Annotated in this window: 7 protein-coding genes and 2 pseudogenes; 2 read left to right on the forward strand and 7 right to left on the reverse strand. The window is 57.9% G+C overall.

The features are described 5' to 3' along the window. Window positions 1-225: 225 nt before the first annotated feature. The 7 genes and pseudogenes from HA41_RS15860 to HA41_RS15890 form a co-directional block, all read right to left on the reverse strand. Complete coding sequence (locus HA41_RS15860) at window positions 226-753, reverse strand: hypothetical protein (protein ID WP_244175137.1); 528 nt, start codon at window positions 751-753, stop codon at window positions 226-228. Window positions 754-1,204: 451 nt separating this feature from the next. Beyond that, window positions 1,205-1,537, reverse strand: coding sequence for a type II toxin-antitoxin system PemK/MazF family toxin (locus HA41_RS15865; protein ID WP_094121596.1), 333 nt, complete (start codon window positions 1,535-1,537; stop codon window positions 1,205-1,207). Beyond that, a pseudogene (locus HA41_RS15870) lies at window positions 1,538-1,795 on the reverse strand (AbrB/MazE/SpoVT family DNA-binding domain-containing protein). It lies immediately after the preceding gene. Between the two features lie 435 nt (window positions 1,796-2,230). Then, a complete protein-coding gene (gene katG, locus HA41_RS15875) occupies window positions 2,231-4,441 on the reverse strand; it encodes a catalase/peroxidase HPI (RefSeq protein ID WP_094121597.1) in 2,211 nt (736 codons plus the stop codon). A 202-nt stretch (window positions 4,442-4,643) separates the two neighbouring features. Beyond that, complete coding sequence (locus tag HA41_RS15880) at window positions 4,644-7,706, reverse strand: efflux RND transporter permease subunit (RefSeq protein WP_094121598.1); 3,063 nt, start codon at window positions 7,704-7,706, stop codon at window positions 4,644-4,646. Then, window positions 7,703-8,801: pseudogene (locus HA41_RS15885) on the reverse strand (efflux RND transporter periplasmic adaptor subunit). The gene HA41_RS15880 and the pseudogene HA41_RS15885 overlap by 4 nt, the downstream one beginning before the upstream one ends. 374 nt (window positions 8,802-9,175) lie before the next feature. Further along, the gene (locus HA41_RS15890; protein ID WP_094121599.1) at window positions 9,176-10,198 is read right to left on the reverse strand and encodes an LLM class flavin-dependent oxidoreductase; all 1,023 of its coding nucleotides are present in this window, start codon (window positions 10,196-10,198) and stop codon (window positions 9,176-9,178) included. A gap of 210 nt (window positions 10,199-10,408) precedes the next feature. On the opposite strand from HA41_RS15890, the gene HA41_RS15895 reads away from it, so the two are divergent. Next, window positions 10,409-11,404, forward strand: a complete 996-nt coding sequence (locus tag HA41_RS15895) for a fatty acid desaturase (protein ID WP_094121600.1) — start codon at window positions 10,409-10,411, stop codon at window positions 11,402-11,404. After that, complete coding sequence (locus HA41_RS15900; protein ID WP_094121601.1) at window positions 11,373-12,146, forward strand: phosphate/phosphite/phosphonate ABC transporter substrate-binding protein; 774 nt, start codon at window positions 11,373-11,375, stop codon at window positions 12,144-12,146. The genes HA41_RS15895 and HA41_RS15900 overlap by 32 nt, the downstream gene beginning before the upstream one ends. Window positions 12,147-12,165: the final 19 nt, after the last annotated feature.

Raw genomic sequence — 12,165 nt, forward strand, 5'->3', positions numbered from 1 at the left:
GCGAAAAGCGGACTTTTGTCTATGTATGAAGAGAGAAGGAGATAGCAGATCGTCTGAAAGCAGAGGAAATAAGTCCAGAGCGTGGCAGCGAACTAAATCATAGAGTGGTCATGAATACGAAAAGTCGCCTGAAGAAGTGGGGCTACCTGGACTAATTGTCGGATATGGTTAAGTGATATCCCGGCTATCAACCGGGAATTGATTTATGCTTTCGCACCTACATTTTCAACGTTCGTAAATTGTCCCGTTCGGGCGCATGTACATACCATCACTCAGATAAACGTCTTCGCCATCCTCAACACATAGGTCAGAATAAATATCGACCATGCCAGGTTCGACAATATTCATCGAAATCCCATGAGCATCGAAGAGCTCAAAGAAGCGAGTGACCCATTCCTCGTTGACCTCATCTTGTATAGTTTTGCCGTGATCTATAGTAATGGAAAACATGGAGATGCAATTATTCTGAAAGCGGTCTGCTTTATTCTCAGGTTGAAGATGATTTTCTTGGGCTAACGTCTCAGCGACCGAAAAAAGGAGCTTCTGGTTTACTGGCAGCTTGTATCCGATAGTCAAACCATTCCCTATGCGAATTCTCTCTTCGGGCCTCGTTGGTGTCTGCACTTCAAAAGAATTACCATCATCATTTTGAGCTAAAAAGCGGACGAAAACCGTGTCTCCACGGACTAACATCCAATCCTTTCCATGTTTTGGTTTCATTGCTTTAACTATCTGCGGTTGTAATGCTGACATGCTCATGGTGTTAGATACTGAAAAGAAAAACATGAAAGAGATTATACCGACTAGAGTGTTTTTTTATAGCTCCGCTACTCTTGGCGAGCATCACAGAAAATGACGCTTCGAGCCAACGTCCGCTCCTGGCACAGAGCAGACCGTCAGAGCTCTTTGGACACCCTCTCGCTTCGAGCCGACTTTTAGATGCTTGTTCTGAATACCCGTCTTTTGCAGAGAACCTCGTGGCACGATCAGCGATGAAACGAAATTTTTAAGCCTGTTTTACGTAACGAGAAACTATTGGTGGTCATTCTGGTGGTATTGACAGAAAGAAAACTCAGGTTTATCTTTTTTATCAGATAGTTACTGGCAAAGGTGATCCCAGTCAGAGGAGCCAAATTTGAGAAGCCCGCTCAGGGAAACCTGAGCGGGCTTTTTGCTTTTATGAATCTGAAATCACATCGCGGCGTTAGCGTAAAATGGCTTCCAGCCTGGCCAGCACGTCATTGACGATAACATCAGGTAACCTTTCCAGACGCTTGCCACTGCGCGCGTCCGGATCCAGGGTTTGCGGCTGGTCGCAGCGGATTACGCCCCTGGTTTTTGTTCCTGCCTCCTCCAGTGAAACGGCAAAGCCCGCTGTACGGGCAAAGTCACCCCCACTGGTGACCGGAACCACAATCGGTAATCGGGTTAACTTGTTGAATGATGCAGAAGAAACGTTTACTACCGGGCGCTTTCCCTGTTGTTCATGCCCGATAGTCGAATCGAGCGAAACCAGCCAGACTTCTCCTCTGTTCATTTACAGTATCTCCCTGCCCACCGCAGGCGCATCAATCCATTCCTGATCCTCTTCACTCCTTTCGGCGTGTGAATCGCACTGTGCCAGCAGTTCATCAAGCGAATTGCGAGGCCGTTACTGAGGTTCGATAACCAGGCAGCCATTATCATTGGTCATGCCCACTTCGCTGTCCGATGACAGTCCCAGCATCTTCAATAAGGCGGGAGGAACCGCCAGCATGACCGATCCGCCGACTTTTTTCAGGCGCGTGGTGTACATAGAACCCCTCCATAAATTATATTTTGATATAACCTCAGCGGAGAGCGGCGCGCAATTTTTTGCCAGGTTCATGCTGGCTTCCTTAGTGTGATTCAACGTGGAGAAGCCTGAATCCATCCGCAGAGAGAGCCGACCGTTTTCACCGACGGCACCGCCAGAAGAAAGCCCATCCCTCTGGTTCTCCTGGATCGTGCCTGTGGCAGCTTAGCTGACGGAAAAGCAGAATAATCAGAGATAACTTTTTGTGCGACTCAAAGGATTATTTTGAATCGGATAAACAAATGCGGCGCAGCTTCCGGGACATACCTGCGCCGGAAAGAGTTAAGCGTCAGGGCAAGTCAGAATTCGGGCAACGGCTTCACTGTCAGCGTTGGGATAAAAAAACCCGCTTATCGCTAAGCGGGTTTTTGCTTTTCAACCGTTAACAGCGGACGATCAGAGTTCGAAGCGATCCAGATTCATCACTTTGGTCCAGGCCGCCACGAAGTCTTTAACGAACTTCTCTTTCGCATCGCTGCTGGCATAGACTTCCGCCGAGGCGCGTAATACTGCATTGGAGCCGAACACCAGATCGGCGCGGGTAGCAGTAAAGCGAACTTCACCAGTCAGGCGATCGCGACCTTCGAACTGTTCGCTGGAGCCATCGACGGCTTTCCATTCAATACGCATGTCCAGCAGATTAACGAAGAAATCAGCGTTCAGTTCACCAACGCGGCGGCTGAAAATGCCGTGCTGGCTGCCGTCGTAGTTGGTGCCCAGCGCGCGCATTCCGCCAATCAGCACCGTTAATTCCGGCACCGTCAGCGTCAGCTGCTGGGCCTTATCAATTAACAGGTTCTCGGTGGTGGTTTTACCGTAGCCGCGACCGTAGTTACGGAAGCCATCGGCACGAGGTTTCAGCAACTCAAACGACTCGATATCAGTCTGATCCTGACGCGCATCGACCCGGCCCGGAATAAACGGCACCTCAATCTCAACGCCAGCCGCTTTCGCCGCCTGCTCAACCCCGACCACACCGGCCAGCACAATCAGATCGGCCAGCGAAACCTTGTTAAATTCACGCTGCAGCGCTTCCAGCGTCGGCAACACCCGGACCGCAATAGCGTTTACGTCCCACTCGCGTTGCGGCAGCAGCGCCAGGCGCGCTCCGTTGGCACCCCCGCGTTTGTCACCGCCACGGAAGGTGGAGGCTGATGCCCAGGCTACCGAGGTCAGTTCGCTGACGCTCAGGCCCATGGCGGCAATCTTCTCTTTCAGCTGAGCGATATCAGCACCGGTCGGATGGTAAACCGGTACCGGCAGCGGGTCCTGCCAGATCAGATCTTCTTTCGGCACTTCCGGACCGATATAACGCGCTTTCGGCCCCATATCGCGGTGCGTCAGCTTGTACCAGGCGCGGGCAAAGGCTTCATTGAATGCCTGCGGATCGTTGTAAAAACGACGCGAGATTTTCTCGAACTCCGGGTCGAAGCGCAGGGTCAGATCGGTAACCAGCATGGTCGGTTTACGTTTCTTCGTCTGGTCGAACGGATCAGGAATGATCTCTGACGCATCGACCGCTTCAAACTGGATCGCGCCCGCCGGGCTGCGCGTCTGGACCCACTCATATTTGAACAGGTTCTCGAAGAAATAGTTGCTCCACTGGGTCGGCGTCTGCGACCAGATCACTTCCAGACCCGAGGTAATCGCATCAGCACCAACACCGGTGCCGTGGCTGCTCGCCCAGCCCAGACCCTGGGCTTCAAGCGGTGCGGTTTCCGGGTCAACGCCAACGTGGTCGGCCGAACCGGCACCGTGAGTTTTGCCCAGCGTATGGCCACCGGCGATCAGGGCGACGATCTCTTCGTCGTTCATGCCCATGTTGCCGAAGGTGGCACGAATGGCCGGGGCAGCCGAAGCCGGATCGCCGCTGTGTTCCGGGCCTTCCGGGTTGACGTAGATCAGCCCCATTTCGGTCGCGCCCAGCGGTGACTGTGCCAGCGCTTCCGGGTGACGGTGTTCCAGCCAGGTGCTTTCGTCGCCCCAGTTGACATCCATATCCGGTTCCCAGACATCTTCACGTCCGGCACCGAAACCAAAGGTGCGGAAGCCGGAATTTTCCAGCGCCACGTTACCCGCCAGGATATAGAGGTCAGCCCACGAAATTTTCTGTCCATACTTCTGCTTCACCGGCCACAGCAGACGACGCGCTTTATCCAGGCTGACGTTATCTGGCCAGGAGTTTAACGGGGCGAACCGCTGCTGACCGCGGCCTGAACCGCCGCGACCGTCAACGGCGCGATAGGTGCCGGCGCTGTGCCAGGCCATACGGATGAAGAGACCGATGTAGCTGCCCCAGTCGGCAGGCCACCAGGCTTGTGACTCAGTGAGCAAGGCTTTGAGATCCGCTTTCAGCGCAGCGTAGTCTAATTTGGCAAATTCTTTACGGTAGTCGAACGACTCGCCTAATGGGTTAGAGCGGGATGAGTGCTGGTTCAGCAGGTCGACACGCAGCTGGTTAGGCCACCAGTCACGACTGGTCGTGCCGCCGCCTGATGTCTGATTCCCTTTTCCTGCGTGAAAAGGACATTTACCCGGCGCAGCTTCGCGATCGGCTTCGACAATAGGCTTTGCTTCTTTTGCATCTTCATCAATAGAATTGCTCATGGTCACACCTCTTTTATGTATTCTCAGCGCTACTCTATAGTGGCTTTTGAAAAAGGCACACCTGTCTCACCCTATACCTTTGATAGCCTGCCCCTTTGAATATGCTTAGCTGAAAAGGTTTTAACGATGGAAAGCACCGCACCTGTCAACAGGCACGGCGTAGCGCAGGATGATCAGAGGGGCAGTTTTCACCGCCCACCGGTTACTCCGCTACCGGACGGATCCGGAACCAGATGGCATACATCGCTGGCAGGAAGACCAGCGTAATAATGGTGCCGCCCAGCGTACCGCCAATCAGGGTATAGGCCAGCGTGCCCCAGAATACCGAGTGCGTCAGCGGGATAAACGCCAGAATGGCCGCCATTGCCGTAAGCAGAACCGGCCGGGCGCGCTGCACGGTCGCCTCAACCACCGCATCAAACGGGGCCAGCCCCTGCTGCTGATTGTGGTGGATCTGGCCAATCAGGATCAGAGTGTTACGCATCAGAATGCCCGACAGCGCAATCAGCCCGACCAGCGCATTGATACCGAACGGCTGATTAAACAGCAGCAGCGTCGGCACCACACCGACCAGTCCAAGCGGAGCGGTTAAAAATACCATCACCATTGCCGACATGGATCGCACCTGCAAAATAATAATCAGCAGCGTGATAGCGATCATGATTGGGAACAGCGGCGCCATCGCCTGGGTCGCTTTACCCGACTCCTCTATCGAGCCCGCCAGCTCAATCCGATAGCCCTCCGGCAACGATGCGATGATCGGCTGCAGGCGTTTGCCGAGGGCGGTCGAAACATCCGGCGGTTGCAAAGCGTCAGCGATATCGCCGCGTACGGTGATCACTGGCGTGCGGTCGCGCCGCCGCAGCAGTGGATCTTCCATCTGCACCTTAACCTCGCCAATCTGCGACAACGGGATACGCTGACCCGCCGCGCCCACCAGGGTAAAGTCGCCGATCCGCGCCGGATCGAGCCGGATATTGCCAGCCGCCCGTCCGACCACCTGCACCGAACGAATATCTTCCCGCACCGCAGTGATCGGCACGCCCGACAGCAGAAACTGCAGCTGGCGGGCCACGGCGCTGGAGGTCAGTCCCACCGCCTGCAAACGGTCCTGATTGAGGGAGAAATGCAGGGTCGGCACCTGTGAACCCCAGTCGGTATTGACCGTTCTCATCATCGGGCTGGCCTGCAGTACCGCTTCCACCTGGTCGGCGATAACCCGCAGCCGCGCAGGATCGGGTCCCATCACCCGCCAGGCCACCGGATAGGGAGAATAGGGGCCAAACACCAGTTGGGTTACGCGCACCCGCGCCTCAGGGGCCAGGCCGCTGGCCGCGGCCGCCCGCAGCCGTAACTTCAGCGCGTCACTCGCCTGCTGGCTGTCGGTCAGCACCACCAGTTTGGCAAACGAGGGGTCGGGCAGTTCCGGTGCCATCGCCAGATAAAAACGCGGCGGCCCCTGACCGATATAGGCGGTGACAATTTTCGCCTCCTGCTGTTTTTTCAGCCAGGTTTCGATTTTTGCGGTGGCCGCCGCGGTCTGCTCAATTGAACTGCCGTAGGGCAGCTGAAGTTCCACCAGCACTTCCGGTCGATCGGAGGTCGGGAAGAACTGTTTTTTCACCAGCCCCATGCCAGACACCGCCGCCACAAACAGCACAATCACCGCGCCCGCCACTGCCCATTTGCGGGCAATCACTCGCGTCAGCAGATGGCGAAAGCGATTGTAGTGACGGGTGTTGTAGATCACCGTATGGCCACCCTCGACGGTTTTGATGGCCGGCAGCATCTTCACGCCGAGATACGGGGTAAAGACCACCGCCACTACCCATGAGGCGATCAGTGCAATACCGACAATCCAGAACATGTTGCTGGTGTACTCACCGGCAGTCGACTGAGCGAATCCGTTGGGCATAAAACCCACCGCGGTGACCAGCGTACCGGCCAGCATCGGTGCGGCGGTGTGGCTCCAGGCATAGGCGGAGGCTTTAACCCGGTCGTAGCTCTCCTCCATTCTGACCACCATCATTTCGATGGCGATAATCGCGTCATCCACCAGCAGTCCGAGCGCCAGAATCAGCGAGCCCAGCGTAATCCGATCAAAGTTTTTCCCTGTGGCCTCCATCACCACAAACACCACCGCCAGGGTTAACGGCACGGCGGCCGCCACCACCACACCGACACGCCAGCCCATGCTGACGAAGCAGACCACCATTACCACCAGCAGCGCCACGAAAAACTTCACCATAAACTCATCGACCGCCGAGCGGATATTCACCGACTGGTTGGTGACCTGAATCAGCGACATGCCGAGCGGCATCGCCTGGTTAATTTTGATGGTCTCCGCCGCCAGCGCCTTACCGAGACCCAGCCCGTTCCAGCCGTCACGCATCACGATACCGAGCAGCAGCGCCGGTTCGCCCTGATTGCGCACCAGAAAGGTGGCCGGATCGTCATAACCGCGTTCGACCGTTGCCACATCCGCCAGCTTCAGGCTTCTGCCCTGCACCACAATCGTCGTTTCACGGATCTTTTCCAGCTTATCGAAGGCACCCTCCAGCCGGATAAACACCTGCGGCCCGGCGGTATCGATGGAGCCGGCTGGTGTCAGAACGTTCTGGTCATTCAGAGCGGCGAAAATATCCTGCGGCGAGATGCCCAGCGTCGCCAGACGATCGTGTGAGAAGGAGACGTAAATGCGCTCGGCCTGTTCCCCAATGATGTTGACCTTTTTCACCCCCGGCAGATGCAGCAGCCGCTGACGCAGCGCTTCGGCATCACGCACCAGCAAACGCTGCGGTTCTCCTCTGGCCTTTAGCGCCAGCAGCGCAAATGTCACATCGGAGAACTCGTCATTGATCATCGGGCCAATCACCCCGGCAGGCAGATTGCTGACCTCATCCCCGAGCTTTTTACGCGCCTGATAGAACTGCTCCTGCACCTGTGACGGCGGCGTTTTGTCCTGCAACGACAGCATGGTGTAGGCCATGCCAGGACGGGTATAGGTTTCGCTGCGGTCATACCATTTCAGCTCCTGCAGCCGCTTCTCCAGCGGTTCCGCCACCTGATCCTGCATCTCCTGCGCAGTCGCGCCCGGCCAGGCGGTGATAATCGTCATCTGTTTAACGGTAAACGGCGGATCTTCCGCCCGGCCGAGTTCAAAAAACGACAGCACTCCGGCGACGGTAATCAGGATGATCAGGAACAGCGTGATGGCGCGCTCATGTACCGCCAGCGCCGACAGGTTAAACCGTCCGTGACTCATGGCTGGCTCCCGGCTGCGTCAGCCTGGCTGAGACGGACGCGTTCGCCTTCATGGAGCAGGTGCGCACCCAGCGCCACAATCGGCTCTCCCACCTGGAGTTCACCGCTGACGGTAGCCGACTCATCGCCGAGACGGATGACTTTTACCGGACGCCAGACGACGGTGGCGGGCGGCCCGGCAATCTGCCACACGCCAGGGCCTTTGCCTGCATCGTATAGCGCGGCCAGCGGTACCTGCAGCAAGGGCTGTGTGGCCTTGTTGGGGATCGCGAGGTTGACGGTCGCGCCAAGTGGTGCAGCGGCCAGCGCCCCTTCCAGTACATATAGGGCTTCAAAGGTGCGGGTCAGCGGGTCCGCTGCATCCGCCAGCTGCCGCAAACGGGCCGGAACCGCCGCACTATTGCGGCCATACAGTGTTGCCATCGCTTCGCTGCCCAGCGGCGGACGCAGCGTTTCCGGCAGCTGGACCCCGTGCCTCACGCTGACCCGCGCGGGCCAGTCGGATCACCGGTTCGCCCGCGCTCACGACCTGCCCCGGCTCGGCGAAGGTAGCCATCACTACGCCATCGGCGTCCGCCAGCAGCAGCGCATAGCCGCTGGCGTTTCGCGCCACATCCGCCTGCGCTTCAGCTGCCCGCAGTTCAGCTTTCGCCGTCTCTGCTGCCGCGCGTATTTGATCGTAAGCCGACGCAGACACCGCCCCGCTGGTCAGCAGAGTGCGGTAACGCGCCTGATCGGCCGCGGTCTGTCTGACGCGTGATTGCGCCGCAGCAACGGCCTGCTGCCGGGCCTGGACCTGCAACTGCAGATCGATCGGGTCGAGACGCATCAGCGGCTGGCCACGTCTGACGCTCTGGCCGTTATCCACCAGACGTTCAAGAATTTTGCCCGACACCCGGAAGCCGGGATCGCTCTGGACCCGGGCCACCACCACCCCGCTGAAGGCGCGTGCGGCGTCAGTGGCGCTGATTACTTTTGCGACCCGGACCTGAGGCGGCTGGTTGCGTGGATCGTCATCGCGGGCAGTGTCATGACAGGCAGCCAGCGCCAGCGGCAGAAGACAGACAGCAACGGTGGCAGGATTAAACCTGAACATAGGTGACCTTTATCAGTGAATGGGGAGTTCGCGCCATTCTCTTATCAAGTGACCAATATTGTCAATGGTCACTAAATAGCGATTGAGGGCCCTTTTGGCTGTGCATGTGCAGATTGACATGTCAGCAATGTTACTAAGCCAACAGGCGGTCAGACTGGTGGTAAGCGAGGGGGTCAGAAAACAGATAAAAGGGTGACTACTGATAATTTTCGTCACGCGATGCGGATAGCGAACAAAGGCGGTATTGGCCGTCTCGCCAGAGGGCGACGCTGAGGAGGTCAGCAGTGCATAAAAGCGTTAAGCGACTGATGCGGAAGGGTCGCTGAAGGCGAAAGTCAGCGCCTTATTACTAAGGCGCTGTGTCGGAAAAGGGATTAACGCCAGCCAAGTTCCGGTGCGACATATTTCAGTATCGACTCAATCACATGCGCGTTATACGCCACGCCCAGCTGATTCGGTACGGTCAGCAGCAGCGTATCGGCTTCAGCGATCGCTTCATCCTGCGCCAGTTGCTTAATTAACTGCTCCGGCTCGGCGGCATAGCTGCGGCCAAAGATGGCGCGGGTTTTTTCATCGAGGAAACCCACCGAATCCTGGTCGCTGCCGCTGCGGCCAAAGTAGGCGCGGTCCATGTCATTCACCAGCGCAAAGATGCTGCGGCTGACTGAAACCCGTGGCTCACGCTGATGGCCGGCGGCTTTCCACGCTTCACGGTAGGCGCGGATCTGCTTCGCCTGCTGAATATGGAAGGGCTCACCAGTTTCATCATCTTTCAGGGTCGAACTTTGCAGGTTCATACCCATTTTTGCCGCCCACTCTGCAGTGGCGTTGGAGCCGGAGCCCCACCAGATGCGATCACGCAGCCCTTCTGACAGCGGTTCGAGGCGCAGCAGACCCGGCGGATTCGGGAACATCGGCTGCGGGTTCGGTTTGGCAAAGCCTTCGCCGCGCAGCGTTTCCAGAAACTCTTCGGCATGACGACGGCCCATATCGGCGTCGGTCTCCCCCGCTTTTGGCTCAAAGCCAAAATAGCGCCAGCCATCCACTACCTGTTCAGGCGAGCCACGGCTCAGGCCGAGCTGCAACCGGCCGTTGGAAATCAGATCGGCTGAACCGGCATCTTCCACCATATAGAGCGGATTTTCATAGCGCATATCGATCACGCCGGTGCCGATCTCAATTTTTTTGGTGCGGGCACCGACCGCCGCCAGCAGCGGGAATGGGGAGCTCAGCTGGCGGGCAAAATGATGCACGCGGAAGTAGGCACCGTCTGCGCCCAGCTCTTCAGCCGCCACCGCCAGGTCGATCGACTGCAATAACACATCCTGCGCCGATCGGGTGGCTGACTGTGAAGAGGGTGTCCAGTGACCGAAGGATAAAAAGCCAATCTTTTTCATCTGTTACTTCTCCTGGCGGGCAACGTTGGCCCGCACATGCTAAGGCGGTTTTCGATAAGCAAAGGTTACGCCGTCGTCGCCACCACTGATAGTCAATATCTTTCAGCGCTATATTCAGGATTTTCGACATAGCTAAGAAAAATAACGTCTTTGTCTTTGCGCCGCGTTTATTTCACTGTGGTTCTCTGTTCCTCTTCTGCCAGGTTGATCATGCAAAAAAGCGGTGCCGGTTACCTTCACCCGCAGCAGCGCGCCCTGCTGCAACAGCTGTCGCGTAGCGCGTTATGGCGTACGGAACTGCCCACCTGGCTGCTGATCATCGCGGTCTATGGCGGCTGGTTCGGCACGCTGCTCGGCTGGCAGAGCCTGGGAAGGCTGCCCGCTACGCTGCTGCTGACTGGCTTCACCGCCTGGTACATGTCGCTACAGCATGAGCTGATCCACGGTCATCCGACGCGCTGGCCGCGGGTCAATCAGCTGTTCGGCACCCTGCCGCTGGCGGTATGGTTTCCGTTTGGCCTCTACCGCGATTCTCATCTGGCCCATCACCGCAATCACACCCTGACCGAACCGGATGACGATCCGGAAAGTTACTATCTCTCCGCCGCACGCTGGGCGCAGCTGTCGCCGTGGCAGCAGCAGCTGATCCATCTGCGTAACACTTTTTTTGGCCGGTTGCTGCTGGGTCCGCTGCTGGATATCGGCGGTATCTTCAGAGCGATGTGGCAGGCGATACGCCACGGCGACCGGGCCGCAATTGGGATGTGGCTGCTGCACGGCACCCTGCTGACGCTGCTGTGGTGGTGGATGGCCCAGCGCGGTTTTCCCCCGCTGTGGTATCTGCTGGCGGTCAGCTACCCGGCGCTGGCGCTGACCAAAGTGCGCTCTTTCTATGAGCATCGCGCGGCTGACGATCCGCTGGCGCGTTCGGTCAATAATGAAGCGGCGCTGCCCTGGCGGATCCTGTTTCTGAATCTGAACTACCATTCAGTGCATCACGATCTTCCCGGCGTGCCCTGGTATGGCCTGCGCCGCCTCTATCTGCATGACCGCGAACGCTACTATCAGCGTAATCACGGTTTTCGCGTGGCGGGCTACCGGGTCTGGCTGCGTCAGTTCTGGGCGCGGCCGGTTGGGGTCAATGCCCATCCGGGGCGTTCAGAAGAGGCACGCCATGACTCATTTGCTGGCATTACCGATGTATGACATTGATCGCCCCACCTCCGTGGCGCTCAGCCAGGCCATCGTGACCCTGCTGGCGCAGCACGGCACGACGGCACAACCGATCTGGCCCGACGATCTGCTGGCCCACTGGCAGGACGATCGGCTGCTGCTGAGCCAGACCTGCGGCTATCCGCTGGTGACGCGGCTACCCGCGGTGCAGCTGGTCGGCACGTTTCACTACAGCGCGCCAGGCTGCAGCGGCCCCGATTATCGTAGCTGGCTGGTGGCACGGGATCAGGGCGCGACGCTAAGCGATTTTCATGCGCGTCGGGCGGTAACTAACAGCGTGGATTCGCACTCCGGCTATAACGCGCTGCGCCTGGTGGCGGCACAGCAGGGCGTGGTGTTTTCACGGCTGGTGCTGAGCGGCGGACATCGTCAGTCCCTGGCGGCGGTGCGCCAGCATCAGGCGGATATCGCGGCGATTGATTGTGTCAGCTGGGCACTGATCGCCCGGTATGCGCCAGAGGAGCGACAGGGACTGCACATTATTGGCGAAACCCCGCCTGCGCCAGGGCTGCCGCTGATCACCTCCGCCACGACCTCCGCGCAACAGCGCGAGACGCTGCAGTCGGTGCTGGGTGAACTGGTGACCGATCCGGCGTGGCGGGAAGTCTGTACGGCCAGCCTGATCAGCGGATTCAGCCCGCTGCAGCGCCAGGATTATCAGACGATAATCCGCATTGAACAGCAGGCAGCAGCGCTTGGGGTGACCCGGCTTTGAGTTGATGGAAAGGCGGCTT

The organism is Pantoea conspicua, assembly GCF_002095315.1.
Taxonomy (GTDB): Bacteria; Pseudomonadota; Gammaproteobacteria; order Enterobacterales; family Enterobacteriaceae; genus Pantoea; species Pantoea conspicua.